This is a genomic window from Streptococcus parasanguinis, assembly GCF_040908565.1.
Classification (GTDB): Bacteria; Bacillota; Bacilli; order Lactobacillales; family Streptococcaceae; genus Streptococcus; species Streptococcus parasanguinis_AC.
In genome coordinates this window covers 1-24,358 of sequence record NZ_JBDGEA010000007.1, presented here as the reverse complement: position 1 = coordinate 24,358, position 24,358 = coordinate 1, and the positions used below count along the sequence as shown (strand labels likewise).

Below are 24,358 nucleotides of genomic sequence, written 5' to 3'. Positions count from 1 at the left end.
AAACCTCCTATCGGTGATAGTCTGGATCACGGAAGTGGGTCTTATAAAACACCATAGCAAGATAGAGTACAAATAAGACATTTTGGATCATGATCGTCGTAGTAAATACTTGATGGAATAGTAAACTGATGAGGACACTTAGTAAAATAGGGAGTCCCAAGCAATTCAGAATACAATTGAAACATTCCTTGAAAGTTTGTAGTGAAAAGAGTCGAGATTTTCGTGTCAAGTAGAGGAAGAAAGATGCCCCTACGATGAGAATCAAATAATTGACTGTCGATAAGAAGCCAGAGAAAATCACGAGAAAGAGACTGACAGGAAGTCGGTTTTCACGGAACCAATCGCTAGAGATAGCTTGAGTGAAGCTTTTTTTATCCCGGAGGCTCTCTTGATTGATAGCCTGGTATGAGACGGTAGCGAGTTCTTTATTTTCTTTTGAGATGGTCAACTGTTTGCGACCAAAATGGAGGGTTAACTCCTTGCCTTTACTCGCCTTTGCTTCTTGGCCCAAGACAACCTGTCCTTTTGAAGTCTTGTGTACAGGGCTAGTTCCTGTATAGGTGAGCTCTTGGTCTTTGATCACGACGTGTTCTTGGATATCTTTCATGACGTCATTTGATAAGGGATCAAACACATCACTAACAAAAGTTGTTAAGGGATAGGTCTTGAGTTGAGCATTTTGAAGAGCCACTGGTAATAGTGTGACAGAAATCAGAAAGAAAGAAGTAAAAATCATTTGGAACCAACTCAGCTTTTTGCGGTTTGCAAAAGAAGAGCGGAAATTGAAGATACTTGCGAAATAATTAAAAGGATAGGGCATGAGATGACCTTTCTAAACATAAGAGAATCAGAGATGCAAAGAGGAGTCTCTTTGATTGATTTTATTCTTAACGAAGGGTAGTAAAGCATCCACCATACTACCCTTAACTTAAAAATAAAATGTGTTTGAAATAAGGTTCTATTTTATCCTTTATCCCCACCAGCTGTCAAGCCTGAAACAAAGTTCTTTTGTAGGAAGAAGAATAGGATACAGATTGGAACCGCGATCAAAATGGCACCGGCTGCAAAGAAGGCGATTTTTTGATCTTTTTGGTCGCTGATAAAGGTTTGAAGACCAACGGCTACAGTATAGTTTACTTCATCACGAAGCAAGAATTTAGACAAGATATAGTCTCCGAAAGGTCCCATGAAAGCCCAAAGTGCTTGAACGGCGATCATTGGACGAACAAGTGGAAGGACGATTTGCCAGAAGCGACGGAAGTGACCTGCACCATCCAATTTCGCAGATTCATCAAGTGAGATTGGAACGGTATCGAAGTACCCCTTCATCAACCAAGCATTCATTGGAATACCACCACCAACATAAAGGAAGATCAAGAACCAAGGTTGGTTCAAGGCATTCAGCATCAAAGCCATAACGAAGAAGGCTGTGAGGGCTGCCATGGTTGGGACCATTTGGATGATCAAGAAGAAGACCAAACTTTGCTTACGCGCTAAGAAGTTGTAACGACTGTAGGCATAACCTGCGAAGGTGACGATGCTGGTTTGTACCACCATCGTAATAATCGCGATGATCAAGGTATTCATATACCAAGTGCCATAAGGAGTTTCAGAGAAGAGTTTTGAGAAGTTATCAAAACTAAGATTGCCACTAAAGTCAAGTGTAAAGGCACTGACGTTCCCTGACTTGAAGGCTGATAAGATCGTAATCAACAGCGGGTAGATAATGATGATTGAAAGAACCACCATGTACAGGTAAGTCAAGAAATGATTGAGGCGGCGTTTAAATTGAACTGAATTTTTCATTTTATACATCCTCCATATCAAATGCATGTAGTTTCTTGAAGGCAATCATTGAGATTGAGATCACGATCACAGAGATAATCAAGGTTACCGCTGCGGCCATTGAATATTGAGGAGAGGTATTAGTTGTCAACTTATAGATCCAAGAAATCAAGATATCTGTAGAACCAGCATTTCCTCCGACAGAACCAGGTCCCCCATCGTTAAACAAGTAAATGATGGAGAAGTTGTTGAAGTTGAAGGTGTATTGACTGATCAAGGTTGGTGCTGCAACCGCAAGGATCATTGGGAAAGTAATGTTGCGGAATTTTTGCCAACCGTTGGCACCGTCAATATAAGCAGCTTCGTAAAGATCGTTTGGAATTGATTGAAGAATCCCTAAAGTCAAGACATAGATATAAGGGAAACCGAGCCAACCTTGCATCATAATCAAAGCAATTTTTGTCCAAGTAGGATCTGTCTTCCAAGGAATCAAGACACCATCTAAGAATGGGAAGATCTTGGCAAACAATGGGATAACTTGGGCGTTGATGGCACCGACACTATCGTTAAACATATTTGAGAATGTAAGGATAGTGATGAAGGCTGGAACAGCCCAAGGAAGCAAGAAGATAACCCCAAAGATTCGTTTTCCTTTTACGAATGGTTGGTTTGCCACAATGGCTGTCAAAATACCGAGTACGATTTGAAGAGTTGATGCTGCGAGAGCCCAAATCAAGGTCCAGCCAAGAACAGATGTAAAGGCTGAACGGAAGGTACTCAAGGTCCACATGTTAGTGAAGTTTTGGAACCCGATCCAATCCAACAAAGTTGTTGGTGCGGTATGTTTGAAGTCATAGTTGGTAAAGGCGATCATCAAAGTAACCAAAACTGGGAAGATAATCGCAAAGGTCATAGCGATATAAGAAGGGATAATCAAAAGATAAGGGAAGCCATTTTCATAGATCGCATGAACCATATCTTTCAAGGTTTTTGGAACTGTAATCCCGTTGTTGATGCGTTTAGCAACTGTTCCAGCGTCCTTAATATTTAAGGCGTAAAATAGGAAGTAAACAACAGTGATGATCAAGTGGAAGGCCCCACGAATCAAGATAAAGAGGGAATTATCTTGTCCACGAACGGTTCCAAGTGTGACTAACTTCGATAATTCTCCAGCTCCAATTCCAATGAAGTAAACGAGAAAGAGAGCAGTCACTGCAAGAAAAATATAGCCTTTAGCTTTTTGTTTGTTATAAATTTGCCCAAGACCCGGGATCAAAGAGAGCCACATAGCCTTTTTAGGGTTTTGTTCTGTAGTCATTCAAATCTCCTTATAATGTCCTTGCCAGAGAGCAAGAAGACAAGTTTGACAGTGATCTAGTAGAAGGTTGATAATTGAACATAAGAGGTTGGGACCTTGTCTCCAACCTCTTACTCAAACCTAAAAAACTGTCTTATTTGCTACCGAATTTTTGTTCGATGGTTTCTTTAATCAATTTCACTGCATCGTCAGCAGCAGCTTTTGCAGATTTTTTACCACTTACAGCATCGAAAAGCATAGTAGCAGCTGGATCCCAAACAGCACTCATTTCAGAGATGTTTGGCATTGGTTGAGCGTTCTTGAACTGTTCAACAACGGCAGTTGTCAATTCATCGTTTTTACCAACCGCATATTTACGAGCTTCGGTGTTGGCAGGAACTTCATTTGTCTTGTCAAACAAAGCTTTTTGTTGGTCAGTACTTGTCAAGAAGTCAATGAATTTTTGAGCGCCATCAAGGTTTTTCGCACCTGCAGGGATAACCCAAGCTTTACCACCACCAAAGGCAGAATATTGTTTTCCGTTTGGAAGAGTTGGAATAGTTGCGACACCATAGTTTACTTTAGCTTCTTTCAATGAAGCAGCTTTCCAAGGACCATCGATGATAGCAGCTGTTTTACCTTCTTGGAATTGTGTTTGGATGAAGTTAGCAGCACCTTTAGTATCTTGCAAACCTTTTGGCCATTTAGCATACCAAGTTTTCGCATATTCGATACCGTCGATAGAACCTTGGTTGTTCAATCCAATATCTTTAGGATCTGTACCATCTTTACCAAATACATAACCACCATTACCTGAAAGCAAACCGTAAGCATAGTAGAAGTTTGTCCAGTCAGCTAAGAAGGCAGTTGTTTTACCAGGTTCGCTAGCAAAGTCGTATTTGCTATCTTTTGCAAGATTGTCAAGGTCACCAAATGTTTTTGGAGCTTCGCTTACAAGGTCTTTGTTATAGTAGAGAACCAAAGTTTCGATGACAGCAGGTGCACCGTAGACTTTACCACCGTTTGTGACAAGAGCTTCAGTTGTTTTATCGGTGTGGCTATCTTTGTTCAAAGTCACTTCAGCCAATTGACCATCGTTACCAAGACCACCTACACGGTCGTATGGTGCCATCATAACGTCTGGAGCTTTTTTAGATTGGTTATCAAGAGAAAGGTTATCCAATCCACCAAGGGCATCACCAGTTTTGATTTTAACTTTTACGCCATTTTCTTTTTCAAAAGCTTTTGCAGCTTCTTCAACATAAGATTTGTAGCCTTTGTCTACATAGACGTTGATTTCTTTACTTGCCTCAGAAGAACCTGATGAGCTATTGCTACAAGCAGCAAGTAAGAAGCCAGCAAAACCAACTGTACCAAGTACAGCAGCACTACGTAAAATTGTACGTTTCATGATTTATTCCTCCTAAAGAATAAAAAAAAGATAATAATTAGAAACCGTTTTAGACAAACGTTTTCCTAAAACGACTTAAGTATATCACAAGGCGAAAACGTTTGCAAGTGATTTTGAGAAAATTTTTTAAAAATATTTTAATTCTAAACTTTCTTCTATAAAAACCGCTAATTCATTGACATTGCTAATAATAAATACTAAACTAGTGATAAGGGGCTTTTTTAAAAAAGATAAAAAGTTTTTTAAGAAATCCCTTGCAGAAAATAGGGAAAAAGTTTATAATGACATGGTACGCAAACGTTTTCGCAAAAATTGCGTAAACTGAGTTGCGCCTGTTCGATTTTAACAAAGAGTAGAGCCGCTTGAGAGCTCGATACGACTCTGCAACGATACCCATACCGTGCACCGAATCGCAGGCTTCAAAGAAATAAAAAGAGGTGGTAACCCATGAAAAAACGTCAAAGTGGTGTTTTGATGCACATTTCTTCCCTTCCTGGACAATACGGGATCGGATCATTCGGTCAATCAGCATATGATTTTGTTGATTTCCTCGTTCGGACCAAGCAACGTTACTGGCAAATCTTGCCGCTTGGTACAACTAGTTATGGAGATTCTCCATACCAATCTTTCTCAGCTTTTGCTGGGAACACTCATTTTATTGATTTCGATCGTTTGATCGAGCAAGGTTTGTTGACAGAAGCAGACCTTGAAGGAGTGGACTTTGGTCAAGATCCTACTCAAGTGGATTATGCAAAGGTATTCGAACAACGTCGTCCCTTGCTTGAAAAAGCAGTTGCGAATTTCTTGAAATCAGGTGATCAAAAAGAATTCCAAGAATTTTGTGAAGCCAATGCTTCTTGGTTAGAGCTATTTGCAGAATACATGGCTATTAAAGAACACTTTGATTTGAAAGCATGGACAGAGTGGCCAGATGCGGCTATTCGTGCGCGTGAGCCAAAAGCGTTGGCCGAATATCGTGAAGAATTGGCGGATAAATTGACTTACCATCGTGTGACTCAATTCTTCTTCTTCCAACAATGGTTGGCTTTGAAAGCTTATGCCAATGATCACCACATTGAAATCGTGGGTGATATGCCAATCTACGTAGCGGAAGATTCAAGCGACATGTGGGCAAATCCTCATCTCTTTAAAACAGATGAAAATGGGAAAGCAACCTGCATTGCAGGATGCCCACCAGATGAGTTCTCAGCAACTGGTCAGCTTTGGGGCAACCCAATCTATGACTGGGAAGCAATGGACAAAGATGGCTACCAATGGTGGATTGAACGCTTACGTGAAAGCTTCAAGATCTACGACATCGTGCGGATCGACCACTTCCGTGGTTTCGAGTCTTACTGGGAAATCCCTGCTGGATCAGATACAGCAGCACCAGGTAAATGGGTCAAAGGTCCTGGCTACAAACTCTTTGCAGCCGTGAAGGAAGAACTGGGTGATTTGAACATCATCGCAGAAGACCTTGGATTCATGACTGACGAAGTCATTGAGCTTCGTGAGCGCACAGGCTTCCCAGGCATGAAGATTCTTCAATTTGCCTTCAATCCGGACGATGAAAGTATCGACAGCCCTCACTTGGCACCAAATAACTCTGTGATGTACACTGGAACACATGATAACAACACAGTTCTTGGATGGTACCGCAATGAAATCGACGATCCAACTCGTGAGTACCTTGCTCGTTACACCAACCGGAAAGAGTACGAATCTGTACCACATGCTATGCTTCGCACAGTCTTTGCTTCTGTCAGCTTTATGGCGATTGCGACGATGCAAGATTTGCTTGAGTTGGATGGTTCAGCTCGGATGAACTTCCCATCAACTCTTGGTGGGAACTGGTCATGGCGCATGACAGCGGATCAATTGACTCCAGCTGTCGAGCAAGAATTGCTTGATTTCACTACGATCTATCGTCGTGAAAATAAAGACTTGAAAAAAGAAGTTAAGAAAGCAGAAAAATAATCGTTTTCGAAAGGTTGCTGATTTCAGCAATCTTTCCCCTATTAAAATTGTTGAAACAAAGGAGACTTTAAAACATGGAATCATTACAAAAATATGTGATTGATCATCATCAAAAAACAATTGCAGAATGTTCAAATGAAGAATTGTACATTGCTTTGCTGAATTACACCAAGCAAGCAAGTGCTCAAAAGAAATTAAATACTGGTAAGAAAAAAGTATACTACATCTCAGCTGAGTTCTTGATCGGTAAACTCTTATCTAATAACTTGATCAACTTGGGTCTTTACGATGACGTCAAAAAAGAATTGGCTGACGCTGGTAAAGACTTGATCGAAGTCGAAGAAGTTGAATTGGAACCATCACTCGGTAATGGTGGTTTGGGACGCTTGGCAGCCTGCTTTATCGACTCTATCTCTACTCTTGGATTGAACGGAGACGGAATCGGATTGAACTACCACTTTGGTTTGTTCCAACAAGTCCTTAAAAACAACCAACAAGAGACCATTCCAAACGCATGGTTGACTGATCAAAGCTGGCTCGTTCGTTCAAGCCGTAGCTACCAAGTGCCATTCGCACACTTTACATTGACTTCAACACTTTATGATATCGACGTACCTGGTTACAAGATCGATACTAAGAACCGTTTGCGTTTGTTTGACTTGGATTCAGTTGATTCCTCTATTATTGAAGAGGGAATCGAATTTGACAAGACAGATATCGCTCGTAACTTGACTCTTTTCCTTTACCCAGACGATAGTGACAAACAAGGGGAATTGCTCCGTATCTTCCAACAATATTTCATGGTTTCAAACGGTGCACAATTGATCATCGATGAAGCCATCGAAAAAGGAAGCAACTTGCACGACCTTGCTGACTACGCAGTTGTCCAAATCAACGATACTCACCCATCAATGGTGATTCCTGAGTTGATCCGTCTCTTGACTGAACGTGGTATCGAACTTGATGAAGCAATCTCTATCGTTCGTAGCATGACTGCTTACACTAACCACACCATCCTTGCAGAAGCCCTTGAAAAATGGCCACTTGAATTCTTGCAAGAAGTGGTTCCTCACTTGGTACCAATCATCGAAGAATTGGATCGTCGTGTCAAAGCAGAATACAAAGATCCAGCAGTTCAAATCATTGATGAAAACGACCGCGTCCACATGGCTCACATGGATATTCACTATGGATACAGTGTAAACGGGGTTGCCGCTCTTCACACAGAAATTTTGAAGAACTCTGAGTTGAAAGCTTTCTACGATCTTTACCCAGAAAAATTCAACAACAAAACAAACGGTATCACCTTCCGTCGTTGGCTCATGCATGCTAACCCAAGCTTGTCTCACTACTTGGATGAGATCCTTGGACGTGACTGGCACCATGATGCTTCTAAGTTGGAAGACCTTCTCTCATACGAAGATAAAGCTGCTGTCAAAGAAAAATTGGAAAACATCAAAGCCCACAACAAACGTAAATTGGCTCGTCACTTGAAAGACCATCAAGGTGTAGAAATCAATCCAAACTCTATCTTTGATATCCAAATCAAACGTCTTCACGAGTACAAACGTCAACAAATGAACGCTTTGTATGTGATCCACAAATATCTTGACATCAAGGCTGGTAACATCCCTGCTCGTCCAATCACAGTATTCTTTGGTGGTAAAGCAGCTCCTGCCTACACAATCGCTCAAGACATCATCCACTTGATCCTTTGCTTGTCAGAAGTCATCGCAAACGACCCAGCAGTAGCTCCACACTTACAAGTAGTAATGGTTGAAAACTACAACGTGACTGCAGCAAGCTTCTTGATCCCAGCATGTGATATCTCAGAACAAATCTCATTGGCTTCTAAAGAAGCTTCAGGTACTGGTAACATGAAATTCATGTTGAACGGAGCTTTGACGCTTGGTACTATGGACGGAGCTAACGTGGAAATCGCTGAGTTGGTTGGAGACAAAAACATCTACATCTTTGGTGAAGATTCAGAAACTGTTATCGATCTTTACGCAAAATCAGCTTACAAATCAAGCGAATTCTACGCTCGTAAAGCGATCAAACCATTGGTTGACTTCATCGTCAGCGACGCTGTTCTTGCAGTTGGTAACCAAGAACGTTTGGAACGTCTGTACAACGAGTTGATTAACAAAGACTGGTTCATGACCCTTCTTGACTTGGAAGACTACATCAAAGTGAAAGAGCAAATGTTGGCTGACTACGAAGACCGTGATGCATGGTTGGATAAAGTCATCGTCAACATTGCCAAAGCAGGATTCTTCTCATCTGACCGTACCATCGCTCAGTACAATGAAGATATCTGGCACTTGAACTAATCATTATTTTCTGACCGAGGTCCTTAAGACCTTGGTCTTTTTTATTCCTTCTGATTTGGAAACAGAAAGGGGAAGGAAATCAGAGAATGGTCCTTCTGTAAATAGTATTGTTTTTTTGAATTTTTTCGACCCAGTGGGGAATATATTACATAATTTTTTATTTCATTCTTCAAATCTAATCTATTGGTATAAAAAAATACCTCCCCTTGAAAAGCACTCCGGTGAATTTATAAAAAGAAAAATCGGATTGAAAAGCCTTGAAAATAAAGGGTTTTTCAAAAATATTTACATGTATTTTCAACCAAAAGATGGGGAAGGGACTGAAGGTTTGGAAGTTCAAGTTGTTATATATTTAAAGTAAAATAAAAAATTAAATCAACAAATATTTAAAAATGGTTGAATATGCTACAATATTCTTAACTGGTAGTAGCATATTTTTGCCTCTACAGTGAGATTTTTTTAAACAAAAAGGAGAGTTTTGAAAATGAAAAGCTATCGTGAACATGTTTCGAAGCAGGAGAAATTTTCAATTCGTAAGTTATCAATCGGTGTTGTATCATTGGCCATCGCTGGATTGGCTACTGTTAATACCTACGGTGCAGAAGTGAAAGCGGATGAGGCAACAGCGCCTGCAACTGAAGCAACCACTACAGAGACAACAACAAGTGATGTAGCTGTTGCAACAAGTTCTAAGTTGACATCTACAACTGTGATAGAAGGAAATAAAACAGTTACGACGACTTATGTAGAATCACCAGAACTTGAAAAAGCAAAAGCAGATGCAGCTACAGAAGGTGTGACAGTTACAGAAGAAGCTGAAAAAGTCCAACCATCTATCGCAGCAGCAGAAACAGATAACAAAGCTCAAACAGCTGAAATCAACACAGTCGTTGAAAACTACAAAAAAGCAAAAGCTGAGTATGAAGCAAAATCTCAAGAAATCACATTGATTGAAAAGAGAAATGCGGAAGCAGAAGCAGATTATCAAAAGAAAGTAGCAGAGTACAATCAGCAAAAGGCAGCTTATGATAAAGCTTTAGAAGAGTACAATGCTAAAAAGGCAGCTTATGATGCCAAAGTAGCCGAAAAAGCAGCAGCAGATAAGGCCAATGCAGAAGCAAAAGCTAAGTACGATGCGGAAATGGCTGTTTATAATGTAGCTAAAGCACAATACGACAAAGATTTACAAGAATACCAAGCTAAGAAAGCTCAGTACGATAAAGATAAAGAAGCTTATGATCAATTGGTAGCGAAGAAGGCAGAAGAAGATGCTGCCAAGGCTCAATACGAAGCTGATCTTAAAAAGTACAATGTTGAAAAAGCACAGTATGAAAATGATTATATTGCTTATCAAAAGAAATTAGCTGAATACGAAATTGCTAAAAAACAATATACGGACGCAAAACAAGCTTACGACAAATATATGACAGACAATGCGTATGCTGACCTTAAAAATGTTTCAACTGTTCAAGATTTGACCTTCCAACGTGAAGGTGGGGCAACTCACACCATTGACGGTATCAGCACTTATCTTACTCGTGATGCTCAAGCTCGTTTGAATACAAGCAATGTGCAACAGTATGATTCCAATAAATTGGAAGCTTCAGATATTGTAGCAACTAGTCCTTGGGCGAATAATGAGACTGAATACATTCAAGTGAAGGAAGGCGACAAATTTGTTGTGACCTATGATAACTTGAATCAGTCTAGCATGCGTGAAGATACGGATATGCATCCAATCAAACGTGTGATTTACCGCTATGAGATTTTGAGTCTTCCATCAAATGATGGCAAAGGGATTGCTGCAGTTAGTGCGGACCCAACGATAACCCTTACAGTCGGTGCTTCAACAGACCAAGACAAACCTGTTAAAGTGGCTGTCGATGTTGAATTTTATGATGGTGATGGCAAAAAATTTGATTTGACGAAACGCAATGCCATTGTCGCTTTGAACTCCCTCAACCACTGGACAGGTGCTTCCTATGTAGATAGTGGAGATAAACCTCGTGCCCTTACAGTAGAAGCCAAAGATAAAGATGGCAACACTGTACGGGGTACATGGGATCCGTATGCAGATGGTTCGTCAATGAGCATTGAAAACAATGAAGTGAAGGTTAAAACAGGAAGAGCAAATTTTGGTGATGCTACTGTTTCCATTTCAGCGGACAATCCTCTTAAAATTGTGCAACAGACCTATGGTTATGTAGAAGTTGAAGCCGGTAAATGGGCACCAGGTACAACTCCTGAGAAGGAAGAAGTAACAGATGCCTTAACTGTGAATGCTTCAGGTTCAGGAAGTGTTCATTCCATTGGAACGGAAGAATTTACCTTTGAAGGTAAGGATGACGTTCTCGGATCATACAAAGTAGATGCAACGACTGGTCAAATTACGTTCACACCTAAGAAGAAATTTGAAACAGTAGACCACCAAGAGTCTGTAAATGTTGGAAACAATAAATTTATTCCAATTCCAAACTCAAGTGTTTCTTATGATGCGGCTACTAAAGAAGTAACTTCTTTCAAGGATAACCAATATATTGAACATGGTTCCGTCTTTAACGGGGAAACATCTTCAACTCTTGAAGGTTGGGATAATCCATCTTCTAAATATCTTTATTACGGTGGAGCAGGCTTGAAGATGTCTGATGGTCACTTGGTATTTACGGCCAATGGGGCCAATGCGGCTGGTCAGCCAACGGTTTACTGGTTTGCCATCAACTCAAATGTAGGTCTTCCGAAAGAGCCAGGTGAAGAACCGAAAGAGCCAACAAAACCAACCGAACCAACAGCTCCAACTCCACCAACGATTACCGTTGAAAACCTTCCTGCAGAGCCAACAAAACCAGAAGAACCTAAATCACCAACTCCGCCAACAGCACCTAAGTATACTGTGATTACGGTCGATGTGGAGGAACCAACAGCTCCAACTCCACCAACCCAACCAACCCCACCGACTCCTGAAGTCGTTCCAAATACGAAACCGGTGAAACCGGAAGCTGAAGTGAAATGGCATAAGAATAAAGTGGTAACAGAAACAGATATTCCAACCCCACCAACTACATATAACCCACCAACACCAATCGTTCCTCCAACTCCAGAGGTTCCAACAAAACCAACTCCTGAAGTTCCGGAACAACCTGTAGAACCTGCGCAACGACAAACACCTGCGCTTCCAAATACAGGTACAGAAAGCTCAGCTGCAGCTGTTCTTGCAGGTGCGATGGCTGGATTGCTTGGATTGGGTCTTGCTCGCAAGAAAAAAGAAGATTAATTCATATCCCATTCCTTCATTCATCTAAATAAAGAAAGTCAGAGGGCAAAAACTTCTGACTTTTTTGATGGAGTGTGACCAAATAGTTGAGAAAAAGAACTGAATAGTTTTTGGATAAGGAACGGAAATGGCTTTTAAAGATCAAATAGTGTCCAAATGAAGCAGAATAGAAATAATCTACTGAAATAGAGAAAAATCAGCTATACTAGTCCTGTTCGAATGAAAGTTTATAGGACTCCGTTATATCTCTAATCATTCCAATCATACAGTTGCGATGTCTTTTTCATCTTTTGCACACATTACTTTTCCAAATGAATTTCATTTGAACATATCAGCGATCAGGCAAGTACTTCCATGGTTTTGAGGTACTTGCCTTTCTATCTGTATCGCGATATAATAGTGTGTAAGAAATGAAAAGGAGTTTGTATGAAAAAGAAACCTATCTATTTGTATATCCTGTTATTTTTCTCCACAGTGGGAACCCTAACATCAGCTGTCGCTACCTTTGGAGCTTCAAAGAATTTCGAATTGACAGACGATTTTGCGAACCAACTTGCTTTAACGACAACTCAAGACAAGGCAGATTACATGGTTTATTATGAAAAATCAGTACAAGTCAATCAGTCTCCACTAGCTTTTTTATTTGTTTCTCTGATTATTATCGCCTTACTTGCAACTTTCTATTTCCTCTTTATGAAGCAAGATCTGTTAACAGCCCATTATACTTATATGGGACAGATTGTGTTAAGTCAAGTCTTCTCTTTCTATAATTATTTTGCAGGGCGCTCACTATTAGCTACTTTTTCAAACCCATCCCTTCGTCAACGATATCTAGTTTCTTCATCGCTTGCCTTGTTACTCTTGACGGCTATAGCTCTCCTCTTCTTTGGAATTGTTTTGTATAAAGCTTTGCGTTTGAGAAAAGCTCAAGCTACGGCATAATAGATAAGTTTGAATGAAGCTCTCTTAGAGGATAAGAGAGCTTCTTGGTTGGAGAAAAAATATGAAAGTATCCTTTGTTTATATTAGTCTGAGTGGGAATACAGAAAGTTTTGTCCACCGCTTAAGTGACTATTTGCTGGGAGCCCATCCCGGACTTGAAATTGAGAAAGTTCATGTGAAAGACCTAGTCAAAGAGGGCCAGCCCTTCTTTGAAATGACCAATCCTTTTATCACTTTTTTGCCTACATATTTGGAGGGTGGAAATGGTGTTGACAATGGCGATGTGGAAATTTTGACGACAGATGTCGCAGATTTTATTGCTTATGGAGACAATGCCAGCAAGTGCTTAGGAGTGGTTGGATCAGGCAATCGGAATTTTAACAATCAATATTGTTTAACCGGTAAGCAATACAGCCAACGCTTTGGTTTCCCCATGTTAGCCGATTTTGAAATGCGGGGGATGTTGGGAGATATTAAAAAAGTAGCTGCCATTGTAGAAGATTTATATCATCTGTAAAATAAAGAGAGGCTGGGACAAAAGTCCTAGCCTCTTAATTGTTTTTGGATTGTCGAGCAAGACGCAGTGGTTGAGTGGGCTCTACTACGCTGATTTCATCAGCTTTTACAGCCCTACTCAACTGTGCGGAGGTGGGACGACGAAATCGAATTCTAACGAATGACCGATTTCTGTCCCACTCTCTTTTTTACAGTTTATTTTAATTTCTCTATAATTTCTTTGGCAAGTAAAAGACCTAATCGATAGTCCTTGTTGATGGCATGAATGACATCGTTGATGTTATCGGTCTCTTGGATTTTTTCCTTGATACTCTTTTTGAAGGTTTGGTCTTTCAAAAGTTGTTCTTGTAGGAGCCGTTGGAGTGTTTCTTTTTCGTATTTGTTATATAAAAAGAGGATCACTAAACTGATAAGGATCAGAATGTATACCGTTTGATTCATAGGGTTCTCCCAGATAAAAATTAATGTGTGAAATGTTGTCTCTCCGAAAATCCGAGTGTGGACATGAGAAAAGGAGTGAGAAAGAACTAATTTTAAATGCATTTAGTTCTTTCTCACTCCCAGAAGAGATATTCTACTGATCAACAATTAGATAAGAAATTACATTTTCTCAGGAGCATCGACACCAAGTAAGCGAAGGGCTTCTTTTAAGACTACTGCAGTTGAGTAGCTAAGAGCAAGACGGCTTTCGCGTTCTGGGCTTTCATCCAAGATACGAGTGTGTGCATAGTATTTGTTGAAGGCTTGAGCCAAGTTAATCGCATATTTTGCGATCAAGGATGGATCATAGTTTTCAGCGGCACGTTTGACAACACGAGAGAAGTCTTGGAGAAGCTTGATGATTTCCCAGCTTTCAGGATCGCTCAAGCTGTATGTCGCATCTGTAGATGGTGTGAAGTTGGCTTTGCGAAGGATTGATTGGATACGAGCGTAAGCGTATTGAACGTAAGGTCCAGTTTCTCCTTCGAAGGATACCATGGCTTCGAGGTCAAAGTCATACCCGTTGCGACGGTCTGTCTTCAAATCGTAGAATTTAACCGCACCAACACCGACTGCATGTGCCACTTCTTCTTTGTTTTCAAGTTCAGGATTCTTTTCTTCGATCTGAGCTTTGGCACGAGAGATGGCTTCTTGAAGAGTTGGTTCGAGAAGGATGATATTTCCTTTACGAGTTGACAATTTTTGGCGGTTCTTTGTGACCAAACCAAAGTCAACGTGGATCATATCATCGCTCCACTCAAATCCCATTTTCTTCAAAACAGCTTTCAACTGACGGAAGTGGTTGGATTGTTCTTGACCTACAGCATAGATGTTTTTCACAAAGTTGTAAGTCCGTGCACGGTAGATAGCGGTTGCGATATCACGAGTGATATAAAGAGTGGCACCGTCTGATTTCTTAATCATAGCTGGTGGAAGGTTGACATCATCAAGCTCAACGATGCTAGCTCCCTTAGACTCTTTCAACAAGCCTTTTTCTTCAAGGATTTGGACAGCTTCATCCATCTTGTCATTGTAGAAAGCTTCCCCGTTTAAGCTATCAAACTCAACGCCAAGGAGTTTGTAGATACGGTTGAATTCTACCAAACTTTCGTCACGGAACCATTGCCACAATTCAGTCGCTTCTGGATCTCCATCTTCCAATTTCTTGAACCAGAGACGTCCTTCTTCATCAAGCTCAGGATCGTTTTCAATTTCAGCATTGATACGAACGTAAAGTTTTAGCAATTCATCGATTGGGTTGGCTTCGACAGCTTCCTTGCTACCCCATTTTTTATAAGCGACCATCAAGAGACCGAACTGTTTGCCCCAGTCTCCCAAGTGGTTGATTTTAATCGTGTTGTAGCCCATTTTGCGGAAGATGTTTGAAAGAGCATCCCCGATAACGGTTGAGCGCAAGTGACCAACTGAGAATGGTTTTGCAATATTTGGACTTGAAAGGTCGATGGTAATGTTTTGACCATGTCCTTCGTCTTGTTGGCCGTAGTCTGCACCCGCTTCGATGACGGATTTGATTACTTGATCAGAGATCTTAGATTTGTCTAAGAAGAAGTTCACGTAAGGTCCAGTTGCAACGACTTTTTCGAAGGCGCTTTGGTCGATCTTTTCAGCAATATCTGCTGCGATTGCTTGAGGAGCCTTGCGTTCCACTTTTGCAAGTGAGAAGGCTGGAAAAGCAATGTCACCAAGATCAGATGATTTTGGTTGTTCAAGCAAATTTAAAATAGCATCTTGGTCAAGAGAGTCAATCACTTTGGCCAATTCACTAGCAATGAGTTCTTTATTATTCATATTAGCTCCTTAGTCCTTTTAACTATTATTTTAACACAATTTCGAGCGAATTTTCAATTTTTTTGGTATAATTTAAAGTATATTTATTCAAAAGTGGAGGTCCAATGAAAAAGACAGAACGTCACCTTTTGATTCAACAAATGATTCGAAATGAAAAATTGTCGACTCAAAAAGAGATTCAGGATCGATTAGAAGCAAAAGGTATTGCCGTGACGCAAACAACTCTTTCACGTGATTTACGCGATCTAGGTCTGGTCAAGGTAAAACGAAAAGACCAGTTGTATTATATTTTGCCGAATGAGCCTGAGGTGGCAGAGATTTATATTATGTTGTCCAGCCATGCCAAATCGGTCTCACGAGCAGAATTCACTTTGGTTTTGCGGACAGAGCTGGGAGAAGCAGCTCTCTTGGCCAATGGTGTAGATGAAATGGCAGATGAGCGTATTTTGGGAACAGTGGCTGGGGCCAATACCCTCCTGATTGTCTGTCGAGACCAAAATGCGGCCATTGAAATTCAAAATGAAATTTTAGGGATGATGCAATAATCAAGGCCTTAAAGAAAAAGAGAATACCCCATTAAGATGTCAAAAGGAGGAAGATAGTGAGCTATCTACTCCTGTTTTCATCTATGGAGATTGTGTCAGAAAATGATGCAACAGTAAGGAATAAAGAAGTATGACAGTAGAAAAAATATCCCCTGGAATGCAGCAGTATCTAGATATCAAAAAAGACTATCCGGATGCCTTTTTGCTGTTTCGAATGGGAGATTTTTACGAATTATTTTATGAAGATGCAGTGAATGCAGCTCAAATTTTAGAGATTTCCTTAACCTCACGGAATAAAAATGCAGAGAATCCAATTCCTATGGCAGGTGTTCCCTACCACTCGGCCCAGCAGTATATTGATGTTCTCATCGAACAGGGGTATAAGGTAGCGATTGCGGAACAAATGGAAGATCCCAAAGAAGCCAAGGGGGTCGTTAAGCGTGAAGTCGTACAGGTGATCACGCCGGGTACAGTGGTGGATTCGACCAAGCCAGATAGTGAGAATAACTTTCTGGTTGCTTTGGACCGTTCAGGGAATGACTATGGGCTAGCCTATATGGATTTGGTGACAGGGGAATTTCAGGTGACGACCCTCAATGACTTCAGCATGGTTTGTGGAGAAATCCGCAATTTACGTGCGCGTGAGGTGGTCCTGGGTTATGCCTTGCCAGAACAGGAAGAACGTGTTTTTGTGAGCCAGATGAATCTCTTGCTGTCACATGTAGAGACAGCGCAGGACGATGTCCAACTTTTAGGGGATCGGTTGAGTGAGCTCGAAAAGAAAACGGCTGGAAAACTTCTCCAGTATGTCCACCAGACCCAAATGAGGGAATTGAGTCACCTCAAAAAAGCCCATCATTATGAGATTTGTGATTTCTTACAAATGGACTTTGCGACTAAGGCTAGTCTTGATTTGACAGAGAATGGTCGGACTGGGAAGAAACATGGTAGCTTGTATTGGTATTTGGATGAAACCAAGACGGCCATGGGAGGTCGTTTGTTGCGGTCCTGGATTCAGAAACCCTTAGTCGATTTGAAACGGATTCGAGAGCGTCAGAACATCATTCAGGTCTTTATGGATCATTTCTTTGAACGGAGCGACCTGACCGACAGTCTCAAAGGGGTTTATGATATTGAACGCTTAGCGAGTCGGGTTTCCTTTGGTAAAATCAATCCTAAGGATCTCTTGCAACTAGGAGATACTCTGGGGCATGTGCCGATGATCAAGTCGATTCTACTAGGGATTGGTGATCCAGTCTTAGATGTCTTAATTGCACGCTTGGATGAACTTCCTGAGTTGCACCGCTTGATTACCTCAGCTATTGCTCCAGAAGCGTCTGCTGTTATTACAGAGGGAAATATTATCCGTACAGGTTTTGACGAGCAATTGGATCAATACCGTGTCGTTCTTCGGGATGGTACTGGTTGGATTGCTGAGATTGAAGCCAAGGAGCGCGAAGCCAGCGGTATTACAGGTCTAAAGATCGATTACAACAAGAAGGATGGCTACTATTTCCATGTCACCAATTCTCAATTGAGTCACGTTCCTGCTCATTTTTTCCGCAAGGCGACCTTGAAAAATTCAGAACGCTTTGGTACGGAGGAATTGGCACGCATCGAAGGCGATATGCTTGAGGCGCGTGAGAAGTCTGCTAATTTGGAATATACGATTTTTATGCGGATTCGTGAAGAAGTTGGCAAGTATATCCAACGTCTGCAACAGTTAGCTCAGGCGATTGCGACGGTTGATGTTTTACAAAGTTTGGCCAGTGTTGCTGAGTCACAACAGTTGAATCGTCCGCTCTTCCATGAAGAAAGACGAATCGCGATCGACAAAGGTCGCCATCCGGTTGTTGAGAAAGTGATGGGAGCCCAGTCCTATATTCCTAATAGCATCTTTATGGATGAAGAACGGGATATTCAGCTGATTACGGGGCCAAATATGAGCGGGAAGTCTACCTATATGCGCCAATTGGCGATCATTGTGATTCTTGCGCAAATTGGCTCCTATGTACCCGCGCAAAAGGCCGATTTGCCAATCTTTGATGCGATTTATACCCGAATCGGAGCTGCTGATGACCTGGTATCGGGGCAGTCTACCTTCATGGTGGAAATGATGGAAGCCAATCACGCCATTCGCAAGGCGACGCCCCAGTCCTTGATTTTATTTGATGAGTTGGGACGGGGAACGGCGACCTATGATGGAATGGCTCTTGCCCAGTCCATTATCGAATACATCCACGATCGTACCGGTGCTAAGACCTTGTTTGCGACCCATTACCATGAGTTGACAGCTCTATCAGAGACCCTGTCCCGTTTGGAAAATGTCCATGTCGCAACCTTGGAGCGAGATGGACAGGTTACCTTCTTGCACAAGATTGAACCCGGCCCAGCGGATAAGTCCTATGGGATTCACGTAGCAAAGATCGCTGGTTTGCCAGAAGAATTGCTGGGGCGGGCGGATGCGATTTTGACCAAGCTCGAAGGACAAGCCCAGCAAGTACCGCTTGTGGATGCAACTCCTAAAAAGGAAGCACCTTCACAGGTTGCTGAACAAATGTCCCTCTTTGAGGAGGAGGCAGAAAATACAGTGATCACTGAATTGAAGAATCTGGATCTCTACAATATGACTCCGATGGAAGTCATGATGGCAGTCGCCGAATTGAAAAAGAAATTGTAAAAAAAGATCCTCGTAGCATTGAGGATCTCAGATTGAAGACAAAGTCATCTTTGAAACTTTCCTTAGGTGACTCCGGACGTCAGGTGAAATTATCCAGTGGATGATTTCAGCAATCCAGGAAGTTCCATGACTAATTATTGAGCCCCTTCGCTCTTTAATTTCTGGGCTCAGGCTAAAACAGTTTCCCAAACTGTTTTACTCTCAAAACTCCCGAGTTCCTGAAACGTTTGTGTTTCAGGAACTTTTCTCACAGCGGAAAGTTTCAGTAGATGATTGAATAACTATAACGAGTATAATTTTTATAGAATTTATTAGATTTGTATAAAAGAACAGCTTATCTCCACTTTCAGATCCTCGTGACGGCGAGGATCTTTTTTTAGTGGTTAGTAATGCTTTGATTGATTTCTTGTACTTGTTTTTTGTAAAAATGATAAGAGACCAACCAGATGATCACATAAACGAGGGTGAATTCGACAATGAGCGAGAGGTAAAATCCTAGTCGTGCTGGGAACCAGCCGGCCAAGGTAGCTAGGGGAATAAAGCCAAGTAACATGAGTAGGTAATGGCTCAGAGTAGCCCGCAAGAGGCTCCAGTCTTTTTGAAAGAGGAGACTTCCCAAGCTAAAGAGAACCCCAATCGCACCCCAAACGAGGACGCAATAGAGCATGACCAGTGAGCCGTGAACATGATGCAAGAACATCCAGCGGCCGACTGCAGAGTTGGGACTTAAGGGAAGGTACAATTCAGGTGAGAAGTGGTAGGAAAAGAAGATGGATAGAATGAGCCCGATGAGAATCCCTTTTAGGGCGTCAGAAAATGATTGTTTTAGCATGATAATTTCTCCTTAATGGCTTTTAAATAACGACGGGAGGAGTAGGTCAGGCTCCCATTTTTGAGATGGATTTGAACCGATCCTCCACTAGTGAAGTGCAGGTGATCGATTTCTTTTGTGTTGATAATTTCAGATTGGGAAATTTTGAGAAAGAAGGTCGGTAAGTCTTCAGATAGTTGATAGAGTGGTCCAGTCAGGATAAATTGATCTGTCATGGTCTCACCAATCACTTGCCGGTTTTCAATGTAAAAACGTTGGAATAGCTGACTTTCGATCAGGTAAGCCTCCCCATCCTTTTTGGCACGTAAGCGCCCTTTTTGATCCAATTCTTCCACAAAGTCACGGATTCTCTCTACACGCGTAGATAGTGTAGGTGCTGTAATCGTCACCGCTTCTTCTTGGAAGTGGGAATCAATGTGTACTTCTACTTTCATAAGATATTTTCTCCCTCCTTAGGTAAAGTCGGTTAGCCTGCTAGCCCGGCTCCTTCTTTACACTACTATTAAACACTTTTTCCAAAGGGAAGACAAGGGGATTTGTTTATGTGGTCATTTTCTTTGCCTATGCGGTTTTTAGGGAAGAAGATGGGGCCAGCCTCCATTTTTTAAGAAAGGGAGTCCTGTGGATCTGTGGTATAATAGAGCTACATGTATCGGTGAAAAAAGGTAAAGGAGCAGCTATGTCACAGATTATTGAATTGCCAGAAGTCCTAGCCAACCAGATTGCGGCAGGTGAAGTAATTGAACGACCTGCTAGTGTGGTCAAGGAATTGGTTGAAAACTCGATCGATGCTGGAGCTAGCCAGATCGTCGTTGAAATCGAAGAAGCAGGATTGAAGTCGATTCGGATCACAGACAATGGGGAAGGAATTGCGCATGATGAGGTCGCTTTGGCCCTTCGTCGACATGCGACCAGTAAGATCAAGAATCAAGCGGATCTTTTTCGCATTCGAACCCTTGGTTTTCGTGGCGAGGCCATGCCTTCCATTGCTTCTGTTAGTATTCTAACCCTTCTAACGGCTCAAGAAGGAGCTGCCCACGGGACCAAATTGGTCGCAAAGGGTGGTGAAATTGAGGAATTGGAGCCAGCGACAAGCCCTGTCGGGACCAAGATCACAGTAGAAGATCTCTTTTTTAATACCCCTGCTCGTCTCAAGTATTTAAAGAGCCAGCAGGCAGAGCTGTCCCATATCGTGGATATTCTCAACCGATTGAGTTTGGCCCATCCAGAGATTGCTTTCACCTTAATCAATGATGGAAAAGAAATGACCAAAACGGCAGGTACTGGCAATCTCCGGCAAGCGATTGCGGGCGTCTATGGATTGGCGTCTGCCAAGAAGATGGTGGCCATTGAAAATCGCGACCTGGATTTTGAAGTGACGGGCTTTGTGTCTTTGCCTGAATTGACTCGTGCCAATCGCAACTACATCAGTCTCTTTATCAACGGCCGCTACATCAAGAATTTCTTGCTCAATCGGGCTATTTTAGATGGCTACGGTAGTAAACTCATGGTGGGTCGCTTCCCACTTGCGATCATTCATATCCAGATTGATCCTTACTTAGCGGATGTCAATGTTCACCCGACCAAGCAAGAAGTGCGCATTTCTAAAGAACGAGAATTGATGGCCTTGATTTCCCAAGCCATTGCGAATGCTCTGAAAGAGCAGGACCTAATTCCGGATGCTCTAGAAAATCTAGCCAAGTCGACCATTCGCCGAACAGAAAAGCCAGTACAGACAACCTTGCCTTTAAAAGAAAACCGCCTTTATTATGACCGAGAAAGTCAAGATTTCAAACTTCGACCAGAGGTGGCAGATCCTCAACTTCCTCTAACAGATGAAGCTACTGCTGATTCGATAAGCCAAGAAAATCCAGTAGAAAAACCGACAAGCGCGATCAAGTTTGCGGAAAGAAAGGCTGCGGTATACAATGAACTGGATCACCCAGAGTTGGATCTGGCTAGTCTAGACAAGGCCTATGACAAGCTGGAGGGAGAGGAAGCATCGACCTTCCCAGAGTTGGAATATTTTGGTCAGATGCATGGAACCTATCTCTTTGCTCAAGGCAATGGGGGCCTCTACATCATTGACCAGCACGCGGCCCAAGAGCGGGTCAAATACGAAGAATACCGGGAGAGCATCGGGGATGTGGACGGTAGTCAGCAACAACTGCTGGTGCCTTATATCTTTGAGTTCCCTGCAGATGATCTGATCCGCCTGCAACAGCGCAAGCACCTTTTAGAAGAAGTGGGAGTCTACTTAGAAGAATACGGAGCCAACCAGTTGATCTTGCGGGAGCACCCTATCTGGATGAAGGAAGAGGAGATTGAGGCGGGCATCTATGAGATGTGTGACATGCTCCTCTTGACCAAGGAAGTGTCCATTAAGAAATACCGGGCGGAGTTGGCTATCATGATGTCCTGCAAACGCTCTATCAAGGCCAACCACACGCTGGACGATTACTCCGCACGCGACCTCATCTATCAACTGTCCCAATGCGACAACCCTTATAACTGCCCTCATGGCCGTCCCGTCTTGGTCAACTTCACCAAGTCCGACATGGAAAAGATGTTCCGACGCATTCAGGAAAATCACACTAGCCTACGAGAATTGGGCAAATATTAAGTAAACGATAAAGGAAGATTATGTACGAATACATTAAAGGAATCTTAACGAAAATCACCGCCAAATACATCGTGGTGGAAACGGCTGGGATCGGTTATCTCTTGCATGTGGCCAATCCCTATGCCTACTCTGGCAAAGTGAATCAAGAGGTGCAAGTCTATCTGCACCAAGTGGTTCGTGAAGATGCCCACCTTCTTTATGGCTTTGCGACAGAAGAAGATAAAAAGCTCTTTTTGAACTTGATCTCGGTCTCTGGAATTGGCCCGGTCTCAGCTCTAGCCATCATTGCTGCAGATGACAATGCAGGCCTTGTCCAAGCTATCGAAAGCAAGAACATCACCTACTTGACCAAGTTTCCGAAGATCGGCAAGAAAACTGCCCAACAGATGGTCTTGGATCTAGAAGGTAAGATTAATCTTGACCTAGAAGATGCACCGGCTCAACCCAATGCCAAAGTTTCAGAAGAAAACCAAGCTCTTGAGGAAGCTATGGAAGCCATGTTGGCTCTGGGCTACAAGGCAACGGAACTCAAGAAAATCAAGAAATTCTTTGAAGGTACGACCGATACTGCTGAGAACTATATCAAGTCTGCCCTGAAGATGTTGGTGAAATAATGAGCATTGCTCGAATTAAACTAGCTGAAGCAGGAAGCAGTAACAACCATATCAAGATAATGTTTAAGAATGGGAAGATTAAGACGATACGGATACACTGTAAAGTTTTTCCTTTATTTTGTAAAAATTGTCAACAGAGTCAGACAGAATTATTTTTGCATAATGGATCTCGCTATGGTCAAGTTGGCTCAATTCCTTGTGAATTTTGTGGTGTGAGTATTGCCGTAGTGGATAATGACAATATAGTAGATAGTATAAAGGTGAATGATGAATCTTGTTCTTTCGAAAAACTCTATCTGTTAAGTGCAGACTACATTGAATGGTTTCAAGAATGGTATGGAATAACATTGGCTCCCGAAAGCTTTTTTGAAGGGTGGACTGATTGGATAACTGTAGACCAACTTCGAGAACAGATTGAAACATTAACTGGTATAGAAACAGATGGTCAAGCAAGGTATCAAACAGATGAAAAATTTAACCCTCTACCACCAGATATTAATCGTTGGATTAATCTATTGGAGAAGTCTACTGTTCCCTTGCCTGATTATGTTTCAAAGATAGGAGAATAAGATGCCAAAACGTTGTAGCTGGGTCAAAATGAACAACCCGCTATATGTAGCCTACCATGATGAGGAGTGGGGACAGCCCCTCCACGATGACCAGGCGCTCTTTGAGTTGCTTTGCTTAGAGACTTATCAGGCTGGACTATCTTGGGAAACGGTGCTCAATAAACGGCAGGCTTTCCGTGAGGTTTTTCATGGCTATCACCTTCAAGGTGTTGCAGACATGACGGATGAGGAGCTGGAAGCTTTGTTAGACAATCCAGCCATCATTCGCAATCGTGCAAAGATCTTTGCGACACGGGCCAATGCCCAGGCCTTTTTACAAGTCCAGGCAGAATTCGGCTCTTTTGATGCCTATCTCTGGTCTTTTGTAGATGGGAAAACCATCGACAATGATGTTCCGGATTACCAGCAGGCTCCAGTGAAGACAGCTCTTTCTGAGAAGCTAGCTAAGGATCTCAAAAAGCGTGGTTTTAAGTTTACAGGCCCCGTTGCGGTCCTATCCTACCTACAAGCAGCAGGCCTCGTCAATGATCACGAGAATGATTGTGAATGGAAAAGTGGAAATAAGTAACTTTAGATGACTAGAACATCAGAGAATATAGAAAAAGAGAGTGGGACAGAAATCGGTAATTCGTTAGAATTCGATTTCGTCGTCCCACCTCCGCACAGTTGAGTAG

At 42.0% G+C, this 24,358-nt stretch carries 20 protein-coding genes; 12 read left to right on the top strand and 8 right to left on the bottom strand.

The window, feature by feature from the left end; all coding sequences use genetic code 11:
- Nucleotides 1-7: 7 nt before the first annotated feature.
- From AB5Y61_RS04730 to AB5Y61_RS04715, 4 genes are all read right to left on the bottom strand, one after another.
- Entirely contained in the window at nt 8-820 is an 813-nt protein-coding gene (locus AB5Y61_RS04730) for a DUF1189 family protein (RefSeq protein WP_368403341.1), read from the bottom strand.
- A gap of 143 nt (nt 821-963) precedes the next feature.
- Complete coding sequence (locus AB5Y61_RS04725) at nt 964-1,806, bottom strand: sugar ABC transporter permease (protein WP_041818389.1); 843 nt, start codon at nt 1,804-1,806, stop codon at nt 964-966.
- 1 nt (nt 1,807) lies between these two features.
- Entirely contained in the window at nt 1,808-3,103 is a 1,296-nt protein-coding gene (locus AB5Y61_RS04720; RefSeq protein ID WP_368403340.1) for a sugar ABC transporter permease, read from the bottom strand.
- Between the two features lie 133 nt (nt 3,104-3,236).
- A complete protein-coding gene (locus AB5Y61_RS04715) occupies nt 3,237-4,493 on the bottom strand; it encodes an extracellular solute-binding protein (RefSeq protein WP_320909629.1) in 1,257 nt (418 codons plus the stop codon).
- Nucleotides 4,494-4,940: 447 nt separating this feature from the next.
- Here AB5Y61_RS04715 and malQ point away from each other — a divergent pair, with 447 nt between their 5' ends.
- From malQ to nrdI, 6 genes are all read left to right on the top strand, one after another.
- Entirely contained in the window at nt 4,941-6,470 is a 1,530-nt protein-coding gene (gene malQ, locus AB5Y61_RS04710) for a 4-alpha-glucanotransferase (RefSeq protein WP_368403339.1), read from the top strand.
- A 74-nt stretch (nt 6,471-6,544) separates the two neighbouring features.
- Nucleotides 6,545-8,803: a glycogen/starch/alpha-glucan family phosphorylase gene (gene glgP / locus AB5Y61_RS04705; protein ID WP_368403338.1), complete on the top strand. Its 2,259-nt coding sequence runs from the start codon at nt 6,545-6,547 to the stop codon at nt 8,801-8,803.
- Nucleotides 8,804-8,834: 31 nt separating this feature from the next.
- The gene (locus tag AB5Y61_RS04700) at nt 8,835-9,164 is read left to right on the top strand and encodes a hypothetical protein (RefSeq protein WP_368403337.1); all 330 of its coding nucleotides are present in this window, start codon (nt 8,835-8,837) and stop codon (nt 9,162-9,164) included.
- 123 nt (nt 9,165-9,287) lie between these two features.
- Nucleotides 9,288-12,074, top strand: coding sequence for a GbpC/Spa domain-containing protein (locus AB5Y61_RS04695; RefSeq protein ID WP_368403336.1), 2,787 nt, complete (start codon nt 9,288-9,290; stop codon nt 12,072-12,074).
- A gap of 426 nt (nt 12,075-12,500) precedes the next feature.
- A complete protein-coding gene (locus AB5Y61_RS04690) occupies nt 12,501-13,016 on the top strand; it encodes an ABC transporter permease (RefSeq protein WP_368403335.1) in 516 nt (171 codons plus the stop codon).
- A 61-nt stretch (nt 13,017-13,077) separates the two neighbouring features.
- Nucleotides 13,078-13,533: a class Ib ribonucleoside-diphosphate reductase assembly flavoprotein NrdI gene (nrdI, locus tag AB5Y61_RS04685; protein ID WP_368403334.1), complete on the top strand. Its 456-nt coding sequence runs from the start codon at nt 13,078-13,080 to the stop codon at nt 13,531-13,533.
- Between the two features lie 194 nt (nt 13,534-13,727).
- Here nrdI and AB5Y61_RS04680 read toward each other — a convergent pair whose 3' ends face one another.
- Together AB5Y61_RS04680 and argS are read right to left on the bottom strand one after the other, a co-directional pair.
- Entirely contained in the window at nt 13,728-13,973 is a 246-nt protein-coding gene (locus tag AB5Y61_RS04680) for a MarR family transcriptional regulator (protein WP_368403333.1), read from the bottom strand.
- Nucleotides 13,974-14,132: 159 nt separating this feature from the next.
- A complete protein-coding gene (gene argS, locus AB5Y61_RS04675; protein WP_368403332.1) occupies nt 14,133-15,821 on the bottom strand; it encodes an arginine--tRNA ligase in 1,689 nt (562 codons plus the stop codon).
- A 104-nt stretch (nt 15,822-15,925) separates the two neighbouring features.
- Between argS and argR the strand changes: the two genes are divergently transcribed.
- The gene (gene argR / locus AB5Y61_RS04670; RefSeq protein WP_368403331.1) at nt 15,926-16,366 is read left to right on the top strand and encodes an arginine repressor; all 441 of its coding nucleotides are present in this window, start codon (nt 15,926-15,928) and stop codon (nt 16,364-16,366) included.
- A gap of 130 nt (nt 16,367-16,496) precedes the next feature.
- Entirely contained in the window at nt 16,497-19,046 is a 2,550-nt protein-coding gene (gene mutS, locus AB5Y61_RS04665; RefSeq protein WP_368403330.1) for a DNA mismatch repair protein MutS, read from the top strand.
- Between the two features lie 376 nt (nt 19,047-19,422).
- Here mutS and AB5Y61_RS04660 read toward each other — a convergent pair whose 3' ends face one another.
- A complete protein-coding gene (locus AB5Y61_RS04660; RefSeq protein WP_269796450.1) occupies nt 19,423-19,878 on the bottom strand; it encodes a DUF3021 domain-containing protein in 456 nt (151 codons plus the stop codon).
- Complete coding sequence (locus AB5Y61_RS04655; protein ID WP_049482826.1) at nt 19,872-20,312, bottom strand: LytTR family DNA-binding domain-containing protein; 441 nt, start codon at nt 20,310-20,312, stop codon at nt 19,872-19,874. The genes AB5Y61_RS04660 and AB5Y61_RS04655 overlap by 7 nt, the downstream gene beginning before the upstream one ends.
- Nucleotides 20,313-20,557: 245 nt before the next feature.
- Here AB5Y61_RS04655 and mutL point away from each other — a divergent pair, with 245 nt between their 5' ends.
- From mutL to AB5Y61_RS04635, 4 genes are read left to right on the top strand one after another with little or no spacing between them, the layout of a single operon-like run.
- A complete protein-coding gene (gene mutL, locus AB5Y61_RS04650) occupies nt 20,558-22,501 on the top strand; it encodes a DNA mismatch repair endonuclease MutL (RefSeq protein WP_368403329.1) in 1,944 nt (647 codons plus the stop codon).
- 20 nt (nt 22,502-22,521) lie between these two features.
- Nucleotides 22,522-23,115, top strand: a complete 594-nt coding sequence (gene ruvA / locus AB5Y61_RS04645) for a Holliday junction branch migration protein RuvA (protein WP_368403328.1) — start codon at nt 22,522-22,524, stop codon at nt 23,113-23,115.
- Complete coding sequence (locus AB5Y61_RS04640; RefSeq protein ID WP_368403327.1) at nt 23,115-23,684, top strand: hypothetical protein; 570 nt, start codon at nt 23,115-23,117, stop codon at nt 23,682-23,684. The genes ruvA and AB5Y61_RS04640 overlap by 1 nt, the downstream gene beginning before the upstream one ends.
- A 1-nt stretch (nt 23,685) precedes the next feature.
- A complete protein-coding gene (locus AB5Y61_RS04635; protein WP_368403326.1) occupies nt 23,686-24,252 on the top strand; it encodes a DNA-3-methyladenine glycosylase I in 567 nt (188 codons plus the stop codon).
- The last annotated feature ends 106 nt before the right edge of the window (nt 24,253-24,358 follow it).